Raw genomic sequence first — 17,387 nt, 5'->3', positions numbered from 1 at the left:
GGTCGATCGTCCAAGGTCCGTGCACGCAGATCAGGCGGACGTACGATGCGCCTCTCCGACCAGGCGGGTGAGTCTTGGTGTTCAACGTCACACCCCGACTCGGACCTTAAGGCGGGCCTGCCATGAATCGACGCGCCGCTGCTTTCGCAGCCCTCCTCATCGCTCTGCCAGCTCTTGCGGCTTGCGGCGGCTCGGGCTCGGCCTCGGACGGGGGCCAGGCGGGCTTCGCGACGGACGGCACGTTCGCGTTCGCGATCGACTCCGACCCAGGCGACCTGAATCCGCTCGTCACCAACCTCGTCAACGCGCAGATCGTCGGAATGTACTCCTACGACACGCTGATCTTCCTCGACGCTGAGACGGCCAAGCCCGCGCCCTTCCTGGCGAAGAGCTGGACCGAAAGCCCGACCAAGGTCACCTACACCCTGAACGACGCCATCACCTGCGCCGACGGCACGCCGTTCACCGCGCAGACCGCCGCTGACAACCTCAACTGGATCGTCGACCCCGCCAACAAGTCGCCGCGCCTGGAATCCGTCGTGCCGGCAGATGCCAAGGCGAGCGCGAAGGGGAACGTTCTCACCGTCACCACCTCCAAGCCGCGGCCCTTCATGCTGTACGACATCGGCTCGCAGCAGCTGGTGTGCGAGCGCGGCCTGAAGGACCCCAAGAGCCTCTCCGCGGGGAGCCACGGCACCGGCCCGTTCGCCATCGATCGCGTCGTGGCCGGAGACTCGATCACGATGACCCGCCGAGAGGGCTACACGTGGGGCCCCAAGAACAGCACCTCGAACACGCCGGGGATGCCGAAGACCGTGACGACCAAGATCGTGCCGAGCCCGTCGACCAGAGCGAACCTGCTGCTGTCCGGTCAACTCAACGCGGCCATAGTGAGCGGCAAGGACGAGGAACGCCTCGCCGCTCTCAAGTCGCAGCCGTCGCCGGCCATGTCCGGAATGATCGTCTACAACCACCATCAAGGTCTCCCGACCGCTGAGGCCGCCGTACGGCGCGCACTGACCCAGGCGATCGACCTCGACACCCTCGCGAAGATTCTGACCGGCGGCAAGGGCGAACGGGCGAAATCGCTGCTCTCCGTACGCCCGAGCCGGTGCGCCTACGACACCGTCCAGGGCAACCTGCCTTCCCACGACCCGGACGCCGCCGGCCAGGCCCTGCGCGCGGTGGGCAAGCCGGTCGACATCACACTTGTCTACGACAACTCCACGGACACGGGCAGCGCCGCCGCGGAATACGTCGCGAAGCAGTGGGAGACCGCCGGCGCCGCCGTGAAACTCGACGGTGGTGACGAGAATTACATCATCAGCCGGACCTTCGCGGCCAAAGACCCGTCGGGCTGGACGGCATCGCTGGGGCTCAACCTCCAGACGGGCACACCGGCCATCTTCCCGCAGTACCTCTCCGGACCTGCCGCCCCTGCGGGGACAAACTTCGCCTCCATCGACAACAAGGACTACAACCGCAGCGTCGCCGCGGCCGCCGGCCGGACCGGTGACGATGCCTGCAAGGCCTGGGCGGAGGCGGAGAAGACCCTGATGACAAGCGCTGACCTCATACCGGTGTCCGTCACGCCGTACAAGATGTACTTCAATGGCGCGACGGCGCTCTACCTGCCCGTCGGCGGCTCCGCGATCCGCGTGCTGAAGTGACCACGGAACCGACCGTCACCCTGCTGACGGGAACCGGGGCGGGACCGGATTCCGCGACCGGAACGTTCCGGGGCAGAGGTGGGCGACTGGGGGCCTTCATCGTGCGGCGGCTGGTGCGGCTCGCGTATTCGGTGGTCACCCTGGTGACCGTCGTCTTCCTGATGGTCCGGCTGATCCCAGGAGACCCGGTCCGCAATGCCCTCGGAATCAACGCGACGGCCGCGGTCGTGGAGGCACAACGCGAAAGCCTGGGACTGAACGACCCGCTGTGGACGCAGTACCTGAACTTCTGGAAGGGGCTGCTCACGTGGGATCTCGGAGACTCTTTCTCCCTTCACCTGCCGGTGACCACGATCATCGAGCAGCGCCTGCCGGCGACCCTGGAACTCGCGTTCCTGTCGCTGGCGCTGGCGCTCCTGGTGTCGATCCCGCTCGGCATCGTCGTCGCCGCGCTCACCCGAGGCGGCCGCAGACCCACCGTCGACCTGGCCTACACCTCGGCGAGCGGCCTGTTCGCCGTCATCCCCGAGTTCCTCATGGGAGTCGCTCTGGTGTACTTCTTCGCCGTTCAGAGCCATTTGCTGCCCGTGGCGGGCCGAACCGATCCGAGCTCGTACGTGCTGCCCGTCCTGGCACTGTCGATCGCGGTCGCCGCGGGCGTCTCGAGGATCGTCCGGGTCGAGGCGCTCACCGTGTTCGAGCAGGACTACATCCGGACGGCGCGGGCGAAGCGCATGTCGAGGTGGCGCCTGTACTTCCGCCACGCTCTGCCGAACCTGGTGACCTCCTCGCTCACCGTCGCCGGAATCGTGCTCGGCTCCCTCGTCGCGGGCACGGTGCTGATCGAGACCATCTTTTCGTGGCCCGGACTCGGGCTCACGATCGTGGACGCGGTGCGGAGCAAGGACTTTCCGCTCGCGCAGGGGATCGTCATCGTCTACGGCTTGATCGTCCTCGTTTCCAACCTCTTGATCGACATCGTCCTGGTCTGCCTTGACCCGCGTTCAGCGCTGAAAGACACGTGATGGCGGTGACAAGCATGTCCACTCCTGACTCCGCGCTGGCGGGGCCGGCCGCCGCGACGGCGGTGGGCGAGCCGATGCCCATGGCGGTCTCGTCTCGCCGCAGCTTCCTGACCGTCCTGCGTTCTCCCCTCGGCATCGGCGCGCTGGCCGCCCTGATGGTGATCGCGTTCTTCGCGGTGTTCGGACCGGTGCTGTGGGGCGAGGCCGCGCGGCAGGCCGATCTGACCCAACTGTCCGCGAAGCCCAGCGCGGACCACCTCCTCGGTACCGACGCGGGTGGCCGGGACGTTCTCGCGCGGGTGCTGACCGCGACCCGGCTCTCGATCGTCACCGCCGTCCTGTCGGCCGCCCTCGGCGTGTTCGTCGGTGTGGTCATCGGCCTGCTGCCGACGATCGCGCCCCGGCGGCTGGGGCGGTTGGTCAACAGCGCCATCGGCGTGGCACTCGCCTTTCCGGCTCTCCTGCTCGCCATCGTCGTGTCGATCACCCTCGGTGTGGGCGCCACCAGTGTCACACTGGCGATCGGCCTGGCCATGGCGCCGTCCTACGCCCGGCTCACTCAGACCCTCGGTGCGTCGGTGACCGGGCGTGACTTCGTGGCCGCCGCTCGCATCCTCGGCGTCAGCCGAGCACGGATCCTGGTACGGCACGTTCTGCCCAACGTGCGAGACCCGCTCATCGTCAACGCCAGCATCGGCGCCGGCACCGCGCTGGTCGCGGCGACGGGGCTGTCCTTCCTGGGCCTCGGCGTACAGGCGCCGGACTACGACTGGGGCCGCATGCTCAACGAGAGCATGGGAGCCATCTACGTGAACCCCGCTCCGTCTCTGGGGCTAGGCGCCGCCATCGTGTTCGCCGGCGTGACGTTCGCGCTCGCCGGCGAGGTGCTCGCCCAGGCATTCGGGCTGCACCGGCCCTCCGGCCGCCGCCGGCGGCGGAAGACCACCGGCTCGACGGCGGCGGCACCGGTCCCGCAGGTCGCGGAGGACCCCGTGCTCCGCGTACGCGGCTTGCGCGTGGAGGCGCCCCGGGGGGATGGATGGGCGACGCCGGTTCGTGGCGTCAGCTTCGACATCGATCGAGGGGAGATCGTCGGCATCGTCGGTGAGTCGGGCTCGGGGAAGTCACTGACCTGCATGGCGGTCGCGTCACTCCTGGAAGAGCCACTTCACGTGACGGCGTCATCGGTCCAGTTCGACGGCACGGAACTGGTCGTCAGGGGCAAGGTGCCCGGCAGACCGCGTTCCAAGTCGCTGGCCCAACAGCTCGGTACGCGGCTGGCATTCGTCTTCCAAGATCCCTCGACCTCGCTCAACCCCGCCCTTCACGTCGGTACGCAGGTCGCGGAGGTCGGTCTGCTGCACGGCGGCCTCAGCCGGCGCGAGGCACGCCGGCGTGCGGTCGACCGGCTTGCCGCGGTACGGCTCTCCGACCCGGCTCGCCGCGCCCGCCAGTATCCCCACGAGTTCTCGGGTGGCATGCGGCAACGAGCCACGATCGCGATGGGGCTCATGGGCGAACCGGCGCTGGTCATAGCCGACGAGCCGACAACGGCCCTCGACGTCACGGTGCAGCGGGAGGTCCTGGCGCTCTTGCGGAGGGTGAACCGTGAGCATGGGACGGCCGTCATGTTCGTCTCGCATGACATTTCGCTGGTCTCGTCATTCTGCACGCGGGTCCTGGTCATGTACCGGGGAGCCATCGTGGAGAGCCTGAGCACCGAGGATCTCGCGAGCGGACGCGCGGCGCATCCCTACACCCGGGCGCTGGTGGCGGCGGTGCCGCACATGGACGCCGTCCCGGGCACCGAGTTCGCCACGATCACCGAGGATGCCGAGTTTCCCCTCGACGCCGTAAGGGAGGGGTCGGTGTGAGCGACCTCGCCTTCGAGAACGTGGGAGTCAGGTACGGGCACGGACCCGCCGCCCATCAGGCGGTCCGTGGGGTGAGTCTCCACGTGCCGAGCGGCCGGACGGTCGGGTTGGTGGGCGAGTCAGGTTCGGGCAAGTCGACGCTGGCTCGCGCCGTCGTCGGCCTGCACGAGGCGCATACGGGCCGCATCCTGGTCGACGGCACCGATGTCGTCGGTGCCCGGGGGAGCGCCGCGTCCGTTCGCCGCACCGTGCAGCTGATCTTCCAGGACGCCAACTCCTGCCTGAACCCAAGGATGTCCATCGGCGCCTCGATCGAGGAGGCGCTTGCCGTACGCGGAAGATCCACGCGACGCGATCGCGCTCAGCGGCGCGGCGAGGTGGCCGCACTTCTCGAGATGGTCGAGCTCGACCCGGCCCGTGCCGACGATCTGCCCATGCAGTTGTCGGGGGGCCAACGTCAACGCGTCGCGATCGCGCGGGCGCTGGCCGCCGAGCCCCAGGTGCTGCTCGCTGACGAGATCACTTCGGCGCTGGACGTCTCGGTGCAGGGGACCGTGCTGAATCTGCTGATGCGCGTCCAGCGGGACCTCGATCTGACGGTTCTCTTCATCAGCCACAACCTCGCTGTGGTCAGGCAGCTGTGCGACGACGTCGCAGTCATGAAGGACGGGGAGGTCGTCGAGGCCGGATCAGCGACCGAGGTGATCGACCACCCCGAACATCCCTACACACGTGAGCTGGTCCGTGCCGTCCCCCGGATCGGCACCCCTCTCTTCGGCAAAGGAACCACTCCATGAACTCTCGCCTGTTCAGTCTCGATGACGTCCGTCAGGTCGTCACCGTTCCCGAGACTGCGATCACGGCGGATGGAAGAACGGTCGTCTTCACGCGGCGCCAGGCGGCAGACCACCGCACGGAGACCTCGCTGTGGGCGGTTTCCCGCGGCTCTCAGCCACAGCCGCTGACCCACGGGCCGACGGATCGAGCACCTCGCATCGTCCCAACGGGGATCATGTTCCTGCGCGATGTCGACGGATTCCCGCAGTTGCATCTCCTGCCGCACATGGGTGAGCCGACGCGGTTGACCGAGCTGCCGCTGGGGGCCGGGGCCGCGGCCGTCAGCCGGGACGGTCGCCGGGTCGCGTTCTCCGCACCCGTGAACCGCGCGCCCGGCGACGCCGCTGCGCCCATCGTCATCGACACGCTCGACCAGAAGGCGGACGAGATCGGCTGGATCGGCAGTGTCCGCCGCCAGATCTTCGTGATGGACCTGGGATCCAGGCAGATCAGACAGGTCACCGACGGCGACTACGACGCGGACGGCCCGGCATGGTCGCCCGACGGCGACCGCCTCGCATTCACGGCCTCCATGGCCCACCGCGCGGACGTCGAGCTCGAACGCCGCGCCTACGCGGTCGAGGTCGACGACCCGCTCGCTCCGGTGCAGGTGCTCGGACAGGCCACAGGAGTGACCGGTCCGGTCATGTGGGCTCGCGACGGCGCGTCGCTGCTCGCCGTGGGATCACCCGCGATGGTGGCAGGTCATGCCCGGCTTCTCCGGCTGTACGGCGACGGCAGGCCCGACACCGACATCACGGCTGGGCTGGACCGCAATGTGCTGCCGGGCGCGACGGGCTACCCAGGTGGCCACCCGGCGCAAAGCCACAACGGCAGCGAGATCGTCTTCTGCCTGCGTGACCGTGGCTGGACCCATCTGTACGGGGTCGGTCCGGATGGCGGAGAGGGCAGGCCGATCGTCGCGGAGCCGCATCAGGTCGTCTCCGCGCTCTCGGTGGCCGCCGAGGCACCTCGTGCCGCGATCGTCCTGACCACTCCTGAGTCGTTCGCCGAGGTCGCGATCGTCGACCTCGTCACCGGCGAAGTCGAGGTCCTCACCTCGCTGATGGAAGAGAGCCTCCCCGGGGTCCAGCTCTGTCGACCGGAGCCACGAGAGTTCACGATCAGCGATGGCGTCGTCGTCCACGGGTGGCTGATGGCGGCACCGGACACGACCGGAACCGCTCCGCTCCTGCTCGACATCCACGGTGGGCCGCACAACGCCTGGGCCGGTGTGGCCGACGAGATCCATCTGTACCAACAGCTCCTCGCCGCACGCGGGTGGCGTGTCCTCACGCTCAACCCCCGTGGATCCGACGGGTACGGCGAGGAGTTCTACCGAGCCGTCGACGGCGGCTGGGGACGAGCTGATCTGGCGGACTTCATCGAGCCGATCGACCAGTTGATCGCCGAGGGGATCGCCGACCCCGAGCGGCTCGCTGTCGCCGGCTATAGCTACGGCGGCGTCGCGACCTGCGCCCTCACCGCCCACACCGACCGGTTCGCGGCCGCGGTGGCCGGCGGCCTGATCTGCGACTTCGCCTCCATCGCCGGTCAGCGACTGCTGCCGGAAGGCTTCTTCGCCTCGGCGACCGCAGGTGCCGCGCCGACAGACGTGGTCCGGCTCATCGAGAGCTCTCCGATCGCACGCGTCGAGCAGGTGAAGACACCCACGCTGGTGCTGCACGGCGAGAACGACAACACCTGCCCGATCGGACAGGCGCAGCAGTGGTTCTCGGCACTGCGGATCCAGGGTGTGCCGACTCGCCTGGTGGTCTATCCAGGAGGCAGCCACCTCTTCATCGCCGACGGCGAGGTCGATCACCGCGTCGACTACCACGCCCGGGTCGTGGAATGGGTCGAGCTGCACACCCGCGCCGCCGCACGGCCGGCCGCGCTGTCGCCGGCCCCACGTGGGGAGCACTACTGGCGCCGCCGTCTGGACCTCCTCCGAGAACGGCACGGAGTCGTCGGGGCGCAACTCGGCATCGTGCAGCTCGATCGGAGCGGAACGGTCTTCGACCGCATCACGGTCAGCTCCGGGGTCCTGAACGTCTCGACCCGGGAACCCGTCATCGACGACGCCGTCTTTCAGATCGGGTCGATCACGAAGGTCTGGACGACGATGCTCGTCATGCAGCTCGTCGACGAGGGGCTGCTCGATCTCGACGCTCCCGTGCGCGAAATCCTGCCGGACTTCAGGCTGGCCGATGACGAGTCGCCCTCGGTGACGGTACGGGCGTTGCTCAACCACACCAGCGGCATCGACGGGGACGTCTTCACCGACACCGGGAGGGGAGACGACTGCGTCGCGCGGTACGTGGAGCACCTCGCCGCCGTCTCCCACATCCACCCGCTTGGAGAGAGGTTCTCCTACTGCAATGCCGGCTTCGTCGTCGCGGGCCGCATCGTCGAGGTGCTCCGCGACATGACGTGGGACGAGGCGCTGCTCCACTATTTGATCAAGCCGATGGGCCTGCGGCACACCATCACCCTGAGCGAGGACGCACCCAAGTTCGCCACGGCGACCGGCCACGCCGGCTTCGGCGACGAGTCGGCCCCGGTGCCCCAGTGGTCGATCACCCGATCCATGGGACCCGCGGGCCTGATCGTGGCGAGCGTCGGCGACCTGCTGACGTTCGCGGAGATGTCACTGCGCGGAGGGGTGACCCGGGAAGGCGTTCGTCTGCTGTCAGCCGGCAGCGCTCGCCTGATGACCATCGAGCATGTCGATCTGAGACAGAGCGTCGCCACCGTCCAAGGCTGGGGACTGGGCTGGTTCCTCGAGGACTGGCGGGGAACCTTCGTATACGGCCATGACGGCGGCACGATCGGCCAACGTTCATACCTGCGCTTGATCCCCGGTACGAACTACGCGGTGGCGTTGCTGACCAGCGGTGGTCAACCGGATGGTCTCTTCTACGAGCTGTTCGCGGACGTCACGTCGTCGATCGACGGCAGTCTGCCCCCGGTCCGGGTCCGGGCCGACATGACACGCCCGCCCGAACCGCTGGAGGGCGCCTGGGAGTGCGCCGGCTATCGCGCGGAGGTGGCCCCCGACGCGGACGGTCTCAGACTGACACTGTGGGAGCGGAAGGGGCATGTGCGCGACGGCACGGCAGCAGAGCCGGAGTTCGTCGCGCTGCATGCCTCGAACATCCCGGGCGGCTACGCCTACACCACCGCTGAGCTCGCGGGGGAGAAGCAGTTCCGGCCCGTCGCCGGCGGCGTCTACAACGGATCCCGCTTCCTGCGGCAGGAGCGCTCATGACGACCCAGGCGCCGAGCTCGACCTCCATGGAGTTGCGGCTGCTTCACCGCCCGGAGGAGATGTCTGCCGCCTCCGAGCTCGTGGCGCAGATCTGGAAGGTCCAAAACACCCAGTCGCATGTCAGCCCGGAGCTCCTCACGGCGTTCGCGCACGCGGGCAACTACGTCGCCGGTGGTTTCCGCGGCCATGAGCTCATGGCGGTCTGCGTCGGGTTCTTCTACTCGCCCCGGGAGAATGCCCTGCACTCCCACATCGCCGGCGTGCGACCAGACGCGGCGGGCACAGGATGGGGCAGAGCCCTCAAGCACCACCAGCGCGACTGGTGCCTGGCCCGGGGTGTCACTCGCGTGACGTGGACCTATGACCCCCTGGTGGCCCGGAACGCGTACTTCAACCTCCACAAGCTCGGCTGTGAGGTCGAGGTCTACCTGCCCGACTTCTACGGACCGATGGGTGACGGGCTCAACCAGGGCCAGCACAGCGACCGGATCATGGTGGCCTGGCACATCGGGCAGGCCACGGCGCCCTCACGAGCCGAGAAGAAGCACGGCCCCGCCGTACTGAGGTCCGTGGACCGGCGACCCCAGCTCGACCTCGGCCGGGCGGAGTCGCTGACCCGATGCGTCGTGGAGATCCCCTCGGACATCGAGGCTCTAAGGCGCCACGAACCCGAGCTCGCGATCTCATGGCGGCTCGCGCTACGACGGGCGCTGGGTGGGCTGCTGGAAGAAGGCTGGGTCGTCGTCGATTTCGACCGCCGGGGTCACTACTGCCTCACGAGGAGCACCTGAGAATGCACATCGAGCGTGTCGAGCTCATCACGGTCCGGATGCCGCTGATCCACCCGTTCACCACCTCGTTCTCCACCCAGACGGAGCGCCTTCCGCTCCTGATCCGGGTCACGGCCTCAGACCACGGCGCCACCGTGACAGGGTGGGGTGAGTGTGTCGCCCTCGCCGAGCCGTTCTACTCGCCGGAATACCTTGAGGGAGCACGAGAGGTCCTGCGGCGATTCCTCGTGCCCGCGCTGTTCGAGTGGCAGGCCGCGGGTCACGCCGTGTCGGCATCGACGGTCGGCGCGGCACTTGAGCACGTGGTCGGCCACCGCATGGCCAAGGGCGCTCTGGAGATGGCGATCCTGGATGCCCAGCTGCGGCTTCGGAACATGTCGTTCGCAGCGCAGCTCGGTGTGACCCGCGCCTCGGTGCCCTCGGGGGTCAGCGTCGGCATTGAGAAGTCGATTCCCGACCTGCTCGGCCGGGTGGCCGACTTCGTCGACCAGGGCTACGCGCGCATCAAACTCAAGATCCAGCCCGGGTGGGACCTCGAGCCGGTCAAGGCGGTGCGCGAGCGGTTCGGCGACATCGCGCTGCAGGTCGACGCGAACACCGCCTACCGTCTCTCCGATGCCCAGCAGCTGCGCAGACTCGACCCCTTCGATCTGCTGCTGATCGAACAGCCGCTGGGCGAGGAGGACCTGCGGCAACACGCTCTGCTCGCGGGCCTGCTCACCACGCCGATCTGCCTGGACGAGTCGATCGTCGACGCGCGGTCGGCCGCCGACGCGATCGCGCTGGGGGCGGCGAGTGTCATCAACATCAAGCCTGGAAGAGTGGGGGGATACCTCGAGGCGGCACGCATCCACGACCTCGCGCTGGCGCACGGCGTCGCGGTCTGGTGCGGCGGCATGCTCGAAACCGGCATCGGCCGAGCCGCCAACGCGGCGCTGGCCGGGCTCCCGGGCTTCACGCTGCCCGGCGACATCTCGGGCTCGGATCGGTTCTACGCCCAGGACATCACCGAGCCGATCGTCATGAAGGACGGCGCGGTGTCGATCCCCGGCGGACCCGGGTTCGGCGTCGAACCCCTTCCCGCGGCACTCGGCGAGATGACCGTTCACACGCTCGACCTCACCGCCTAGCGACGAGACCAAGGATCAGGCCAGATGGGATCAGCAGGCAGCTACGACACCATCGTCGTCGGAGCGGGCTCGTCCGGCTCGGCACTCGCGGCACGGCTCGCCGACGCGGGACAGCGGGTGCTGCTGCTCGAGGCCGGCCGGGACTACGCGGCCTCGCAGCTTCCGGAGGCATGGAGGTCGCCGAATCCGTTGAACGCGATCCTGAACTCCGACTACAACGCGTTCTTGTGGGACGGGCATCTGGCCACCAGGACCGAGGCCCAGGAGCCCTACCTGTACTGGCGAGGCAAGGGCCTCGGCGGAAGCTCGACGGTGAACGGGCAGATCGCGATCCGGCCGCCCATCGAGGACTTCGACGAGTGGGCGGCCTCCGGTTGCACCGGATGGTCGTCCGCGGAGGTCATGGCGGACTTCGTCGCCCTGGAGTCCGACGCCGGCTTCGGCGACGAGGACTACCACGGCACCGCCGGCCCGATCCCCGTCTACCGGGCCCCGGTCGACACGTGGGGCTCGGTCGACCAGGCGCTCCGCGCGGCAGCGCTCGCCTCGGGTTTCGGGTGGGCCCCGGACGTCAACGCACCCGGCGCGACCGGCGTCTCTCCCTACCCCATCAACTCGATCGACCGTCGACGGGTCTCGTGCCACGACGCTTACCTGGAGCCACGTCGCGACAACCCGGGCCTCACCATCCGCGGCGACAGCCTGGTCGACGTGGTTCTCTTCGAACGTGCTCGGGCAGTCGGCGTCCGGCTGGCCAACGGATCGGCCTTCCACGCGAACCAGGTCGCGCTCAGCGCGGGCGCCACGGCCTCGCCCTCGATCCTCATGCGCTCGGGCATCGGCCCCGCCGATGACCTCCGACGGCTGGGCATCGAGATCCGTGCCGATCTGCCGGTGGGCCGTGGGCTCCAGGACCATCCGATGGCCCTGATAGGCATCCCGCTCACCGAAGCGGCCTCGGCCGGCCCCGCCGACCGGCACACGAACTGCTGCGTGCGCTACAGCAGCGGCACCGTGCCCGGCGGGAACGACATGATGCTGGTCGCCCTCAACCAGAACGCGCTGGCTATGGCGGCGGCCGAAGTGCGCGCCGGCGCCGGTGCCGTCGGGGTGTTCGTCAACCGGACCTACTCGCGCGGAACGCTGAAGCTTCGAAGCGCCGACCCGAGCGCGCAGCCCCGGGTGGCGCTGAACATGTTGTCGGACGAGCGCGACATCGACCGCCTGGAAGCGGGCATCAGGCTCCTCGGCGACCTGGTGGCCCACTCCAGCTTCGTGGAGATCGCCGACGGCGATCTCTGGCGGGTCAATTCGTCGCTGCGCGATGCCCTGGACACACCAGGGCGACTGCGCGACTACCTGCGCGCCAGCGTGGTCGACACGCAGCACGCGACGAGCACGTGCCGGATGGGAGATCCGAACGCGCCGGAGACGGTCGTCGACCCCCGGTGCGAGGTCCTCGGTTTCGAGGGTCTCCGAGTCGTCGATGCCTCCGTCTTCCCCTTCGTCCCACGCGCCAACACCCATCTCGCCTGTGTGATGTTCGGCGAGCACATGGCCCGCAGGCTCCACTGAAGCCGACTTCGATCCAGAAGGAATGAGCAGATGAAGCGCCTGAGCAACATCATCGACGGCACCCCGGTCGAAGCCGCGGACCCGGAACTCCGCAGCGTCGTCAACCCGGCCACCGAACAGGTCGTCGCACTGATTCCGGCCGGATCGGCCGCCGACGCCGCGGCGGCGGTGGAGTCGGCGCAGGCCGCGCACGCGGGCTGGGCGAGGCTCGACCTCGAGGACCGCCTCGGCCGGCTGAGCCGCACCGCCGACCTCCTCGAACGGCATGTGCGCGAGCTGGCGGAACTCGAGAACCGGGAGATGGGCAAGCCTGTCCCGCTCGCCGAGCAGTTCATCGCGGGCGGAATCGCCTCGTTCCGGCTCGGCATCGAGCGGGCGCGGTCCTATCCGTTCGTCGCCGACGTCACAGCTCCGGGCGAGTCCGGACGGACAGTGGTCATCCGTGAGCCGCTGGGCGTGCTGGCACTCCTCGTGCCCTGGAACTTCACGGTGACCTCGATCCTGGGAGCCCTCGGCCCCCTGCTCGCCGCCGGCAACACAGTGGTGATCAAGCCCTCGGAGAAGGCGCCGCTGTCCGCGGCCCGGCTCGTGGAGCTGTGCGACCTTCCGGCAGGCGTGGTGAACCTTCTCCTGGGCGACGCGCGCGCCGGCAAGCCCTTGGCCGAGCACGAGGCGGTCAAGCTGGTGCACTTCACCGGGTCTGTCGAGGCGGGCCGCAGCGTCGCCGTCGCCGCGGCCAAGCGCCTTCAGCGAACGATCCTGGAACTGGGAGGGAACGACCCCGTCCTCGTCGACGCCGACGTCGACGTGGCCGCCACCGCCAAGGCGGTCGCGACGTCGACGTTCCTCAACAGCGGACAGATCTGCACATCGTCGGAGCGGATCTACGTGCACCGCGCGGTCGCGGACGAGTTCATCGCCGCCCTCGTGGCCGAAGCCGAAGGCTGGACGATGAGCGACGACCCCTACTCCCCGGGCCTGGGACCACTGGTCGACGACACCCAGAGGAGGATCGTGCACGACCACGTCCACGAAGCCGTCGACCGCGGGGCGACGCTGCTCTGCGGTGGCGGGCAACCAGACCGGCCTGGATACTTCTACCCCGCGACGGTGCTGACCGAGGTCACCTCGGACATGCGCATCATGAAAGAGGAGACCTTCGGGCCGGTCGCCCCCGTCACCGTGGTCGACTCCTTCGCCGAAGCCATCGACCTGGCCAACACCACAAGCTTCGGACTCGCGGCGACGGTCTATTCCTCGACCCCCGAGAACCTGCGGCGCTGCAGGGAGATCAACGCCGCTCTCGTGTGGATCAACGAGTGGCAACACGGTGGCGTCAACATGGTCTACGAGCCGTGGGGGGTCAGCGGGATGGGTGCGACGGGGGCAGCGGCGTCGTTCGACGCCGCCACCCGCCCGGTGTCGATGCTCTACTCGCCGTCCACGAACCACGGGTAGTACGGGGCCGTGCTCCAGGCAGGGGTCGCGCCGGTCGTGGCGGCCTGAGCAAGGGCCCACTCCGGAGAGCCGAATATGAGTAGGGGCTACTCATGTCCGGCGGTGGGACAGGATGCGATCACGGGGCTGGGAGTGCCCGCCCGCGATCCGTTCCTTGATCTCTCCCAGAGGAAGAACATGCTCACACGTTCCGGCAAGCTCGCGGCGATGACCGCGTCGGGATGCCTGGCGATGTCGGTGCTCGGGGTTACGGGGGGCCGGCGCCGAGACCGCGTTCGCCCCTGACACCTGCGCCAGCGGGTACGTCTGGCGCGTGGGACCTGCGAACTGGCGTTGCATCTGGGCATCAAGGTCGCCCGGACGCAACGCCTCGACCGAGTTCCGGCTCAGCCCATCACCGTGCCCGAGTTCGCGGTGTTCCGGTTGCGCTTACGAGAGAACGCACCCAGGTCGATCTCCAGGCCGGTGCGCGGGGCCCGGAACCGGACGGGCAGCACGTCGTGGTCGACGCCGTTCTCCACCTGGTTGATCAGCTCCGTCATCAGCTGTCCCACGACCGGCGCGTTCTTGAACTGGTTGCCGCTCGTTCCGATCGCGAGGTAGAAGCCCTCGAGTTCGGTGCGGTCGTAGATCGGAGTCCAATCGTCGGCGACGTCGTAAACGCCCACCACGCCGCGCGCCCGGTTGGGCACCGCCAGACCGGGCAACCGCCGCGCGGCCCGCATCACCTGAGCCTCGAAGACTGCGGCCGTCGGGTGGATGTCGACGGCGTCCGGGTCGTCGGTCCACTGCATCGGATCACACTCCGGTTCCGTTCCGCCGACGAGCAGCTCCCCTCCTACTTCGCCGCGGAAATAAGTGCCCAGATCCATGTCCGCCACCACGGGCCCTCCATAGCCCTCCAGGGCCGGCACGTGCGCTACTTCCTGCCTCATAGGGCGCACAGCGACCGTGAAGTCGGAACCCACGCCGGCCAACCGATTCAACGCGCCCGACCACGGACCGGCCGCGTTGACCACGACGGCACAGGGAATCCGGGTGCCGTCCGACAGTCGCACTGACGTCACGCGCCCGCCGGCCTTCTCCACCGCTGTCACCGTGCTGCGGAAGCGGAACTCCGCCCCGCAGGCCGAGGCCGCGGAGGCGAGGTTTACGGCGGCAAGGCTCGGGTCCGAGACGTAACCGGCATCCGGGGTGTACACGCCACCGAGCGAGTGTTTCGCGTCCTCCCAGAATTCCTCGTCGTCGAGCCGCTTCGGCGGCCAATAGCAGCCGACGTCGATACCTGGAACGCGCTCGGCCAAGGTCGCGCTGTCCCATTCCTCGTAGGGAACACCGATCTCATCGAACAACGGAAGCCATGACGTACGCGGAGCCGCCTCGACGTCCAGCATGACCAGCCCAGTCTTGCGGAACATTGCGAGGTCGCCGACATCGTGCCCGAGGTGGCCGGCCCAGTCGAGCCAGCCGAAATGCGCCTCCCACGCCATCGTCACCCCGGCGGTGGTGGAGAAGTTGAACCGAACGATCGCACTCGATGCCGAGGTCGACCCCTGTCCAGCCCCTGGGGCCCGATCGAGCGCGATAACCCGGTGCCCCGCACGTGCAAGCTCAAGGGCGATCGACGAACCGATCACCCCTGCCCCGATCACGACCACATCGGTACTCAGGCGCTCACCGGGCACGGCAGGTCCTAAGGTAGCTGAGGAACGAGGCCTGCAGGCCGGTAACGTGCGTTTCGCGCAGGACCGCGCTGGTGACGGCTCCGCCGCGGGCGGTCAAGCGGTGCAGGACGGTGGCCGTGTTCTTCGTGAGGTTCTGGTAGACGGCCAGGTCTCCGAGAAGCTCTCGGTCGTTGACGGTCAGGTGAAGCTTGGCGGCAGGCAGGCTGTCGCCCATTTCTTCGAGCCGCGCGAAGACCTGACTGTCTTCACTGACGACACCGGGGCTGCCCGCTCCGATGCTCTCGAAGAGCGTGCTTCCGGTGAGCCAGGTGTAGAGACTGAAGAGTCCACCGTAGGAGTAGCCGAAGAGGCCGTGACCGCTCGCGGCTGTGCCGTAGTCGCGTTCGACCCGCGGGTGCAGTTCCGCGGTGAGGAAGCTCAGGAACGCATCGGCGTGGGTGTCGCGCAGTTCGGTGAGGTAGGCGTCGGATTCCTCGCGTGTCCTCGCACCCGCTCGAACTCCCATCTCTACGGCATCGATGAGCTCCTTGGCGATGGGCTCGCCGGGTGGCACGAGGTCTCTGTTGCGCAGCCGATCCCAGTGCTGTGCGTCTTCGCCCGCGTAGCCGACGCTGACCTGGATGTAGGGCTGGATCCGCTGCATGGGGTCCGCCTGGGTGACGATGAGCGGAGCCGTCATGCCCACGGCCCAGTTGCCGTCGAGCACATACACGGCAGGTGCTCGCGTCGTGGTGGGGTCGTAGCCCGGTGGTGTGGTGACCCAGACGCCGTAGTCGTGCCCACCGCTGGAGCGCATCTCGAAGTAGTCGGTGTCGGCGAGGCAGCCGTGCCACATGGTGCTCATCGAAGGTCCTTCACAACTCGGCCGGCCTTGAGAACGAGGACGGCATTGGCGGGATCAGCGAACAGCTCCGGGTCTTCGACCGGGTTGCCGTTCCACAACACGAGGTCTGCCTGCGCGCCGGGAGCGATGACACCGACTTGGCCGGACAGGCCGAGGATCTCGGCGTTGGTCTTGGTGGCCGCCACGAGAGCTTCCATCGGTGTTTCGAGCTCTGCGCGCAACGTGAGTTCTTCGCCTCGGCGGTCCTGAGCCGGGCCGATGAGATCGGAACCCAGCCCGATCCGCACTCCGGCCTCCTTGGCGACAGCGAGCGCTTCGGTCATCCGCTCACGAACACCCATCACACGATCGCGGGTCGATTCGTCGAGGCCCGCCCCAGCGGTGTCGTGCAGCAGTTGCTCAATGACGGCAAACGTGGGCACGAGGGCGACCTCGCGAGTGGCCATCAGGGTGGCCGTGGACGCATCGAGGTCGGTGCCGTGCTCGACACAACGCACCCCGGCCTCGACCGCGTTCCGGATGCCGTCGTTGTTGTGGGCGTGAACAGTCACGTAGGTGCCCCGCGCTGCGGCTTCCTGGACAGCGACAGCGATCTCCTCGACGGTGAACTGGGTGTCGGTCAGCCGGTCGTGCGCGCCAACCACTCCGCCGGTCACGCAGAGCTTCAGGAAGGAGGCTCCGCGACGGAAGGCCTCGCGCACGTTGTGCCGCAGCTCGTCGGCGTTGCCGGACATCGTGGACAGGGCGCACAGGCCGGGTAGGTGGTGGCTGCTCCACAGCTCGGTGGGTTCCCACTCGGCTCCGTAGTAGCCGTGCCCACCGATCTGGCACTGAACAGGTCCGCACGACAGCACGCGCGGTCCCCTGACTTTGCCCTTGGCGATCGTGGTGACGACGCCGCCGTCGATCCCGCCGGTATCCCGAACGGTCGTGAAGCCGGCCTCGAGCGTCGCGCCGGCCGTGGCGAAGATGTCTGCCGCGATCTCCGCGGCACTGAACCGAAACGAGAACTGCGGCTGGATCGGGCTCGACAAGCCCAAGTGGACGTGAGCGTCGATCAGGCCAGGCGTCATCGTCAGTCCCCCGGCATCAAGGCGCTCGCCGTGTGCCCTGGAGGCACCCAGCTGGGCGATACGCCCGTCTTCGACGGTGACGTCGACGTCGACGGGGTCGCGACCCGACCCGTCGACGACCGCCGCGCCGACTACCTGAAAAGGTCCCACGAGT

The 17,387-nt window shown here is 68.4% G+C and carries 12 protein-coding genes; 9 read left to right on the top strand and 3 right to left on the bottom strand.

The features are described from left to right. Nucleotides 1–122: 122 nt before the first annotated feature. From ACIBO2_RS23905 to ACIBO2_RS23865, 9 genes are read left to right on the top strand one after another with little or no spacing between them, the layout of a single operon-like run. Nucleotides 123–1,670 carry an ABC transporter substrate-binding protein gene (locus ACIBO2_RS23905; protein WP_358542127.1) on the top strand — a complete coding sequence of 516 codons (1,548 nt, stop codon included), beginning with the start codon at nt 123–125 and terminating at the stop codon, nt 1,668–1,670. Further along, entirely contained in the window at nt 1,667–2,695 is a 1,029-nt protein-coding gene (locus ACIBO2_RS23900) for an ABC transporter permease (RefSeq protein WP_397299251.1), read from the top strand. Before ACIBO2_RS23905 ends, ACIBO2_RS23900 begins: the two co-directional genes overlap by 4 nt. A 14-nt stretch (nt 2,696–2,709) precedes the next feature. Next, nucleotides 2,710–4,569 (top strand): dipeptide/oligopeptide/nickel ABC transporter permease/ATP-binding protein, encoded by a 1,860-nt coding sequence (locus ACIBO2_RS23895; protein ID WP_397299248.1) that lies wholly within the window; start codon nt 2,710–2,712, stop codon nt 4,567–4,569. After that, nucleotides 4,566–5,366, top strand: coding sequence for an ABC transporter ATP-binding protein (locus tag ACIBO2_RS23890; RefSeq protein WP_397299245.1), 801 nt, complete (start codon nt 4,566–4,568; stop codon nt 5,364–5,366). Before ACIBO2_RS23895 ends, ACIBO2_RS23890 begins: the two co-directional genes overlap by 4 nt. Then, on the top strand, nt 5,363–8,677 hold the full coding sequence (locus tag ACIBO2_RS23885) for a serine hydrolase (RefSeq protein ID WP_397299242.1): 3,315 nt from the start codon (nt 5,363–5,365) through the stop codon (nt 8,675–8,677). Before ACIBO2_RS23890 ends, ACIBO2_RS23885 begins: the two co-directional genes overlap by 4 nt. After that, on the top strand, nt 8,674–9,468 hold the full coding sequence (locus ACIBO2_RS23880) for a GNAT family N-acetyltransferase (RefSeq protein WP_358542114.1): 795 nt from the start codon (nt 8,674–8,676) through the stop codon (nt 9,466–9,468). The genes ACIBO2_RS23885 and ACIBO2_RS23880 overlap by 4 nt, the downstream gene beginning before the upstream one ends. A 2-nt stretch (nt 9,469–9,470) precedes the next feature. Then, nucleotides 9,471–10,598, top strand: coding sequence for an o-succinylbenzoate synthase (gene menC / locus ACIBO2_RS23875; protein WP_397299239.1), 1,128 nt, complete (start codon nt 9,471–9,473; stop codon nt 10,596–10,598). A gap of 24 nt (nt 10,599–10,622) precedes the next feature. Beyond that, a complete protein-coding gene (locus ACIBO2_RS23870) occupies nt 10,623–12,173 on the top strand; it encodes a GMC family oxidoreductase (RefSeq protein WP_397299236.1) in 1,551 nt (516 codons plus the stop codon). 30 nt (nt 12,174–12,203) lie between these two features. Then, nucleotides 12,204–13,631, top strand: coding sequence for an aldehyde dehydrogenase family protein (locus ACIBO2_RS23865; RefSeq protein WP_358542108.1), 1,428 nt, complete (start codon nt 12,204–12,206; stop codon nt 13,629–13,631). A 386-nt stretch (nt 13,632–14,017) separates the two neighbouring features. On the opposite strand, the gene ACIBO2_RS23860 is transcribed toward ACIBO2_RS23865, so the two are convergent. Genes ACIBO2_RS23860 through ACIBO2_RS23850 form a run of 3 tightly spaced genes read right to left on the bottom strand, consistent with a single transcriptional unit; the run spans nt 14,018 to nt 17,383 of the window. Next, nucleotides 14,018–15,316: an NAD(P)/FAD-dependent oxidoreductase gene (locus ACIBO2_RS23860; protein ID WP_397299232.1), complete on the bottom strand. Its 1,299-nt coding sequence runs from the start codon at nt 15,314–15,316 to the stop codon at nt 14,018–14,020. Next, the gene (locus ACIBO2_RS23855; RefSeq protein ID WP_397299229.1) at nt 15,306–16,160 is read right to left on the bottom strand and encodes an alpha/beta hydrolase; all 855 of its coding nucleotides are present in this window, start codon (nt 16,158–16,160) and stop codon (nt 15,306–15,308) included. Before ACIBO2_RS23855 ends, ACIBO2_RS23860 begins: the two co-directional genes overlap by 11 nt. Further along, nucleotides 16,157–17,383, bottom strand: a complete 1,227-nt coding sequence (locus tag ACIBO2_RS23850; RefSeq protein ID WP_397299226.1) for an amidohydrolase family protein — start codon at nt 17,381–17,383, stop codon at nt 16,157–16,159. Before ACIBO2_RS23850 ends, ACIBO2_RS23855 begins: the two co-directional genes overlap by 4 nt. Nucleotides 17,384–17,387: the final 4 nt, after the last annotated feature.

It is taken from the genome of Nonomuraea sp. NPDC050022, assembly GCF_044460705.1.
Taxonomy (GTDB): domain Bacteria; phylum Actinomycetota; class Actinomycetes; order Streptosporangiales; family Streptosporangiaceae; genus Nonomuraea.
This window is presented reverse-complemented; position numbering and strand designations above follow the sequence as displayed.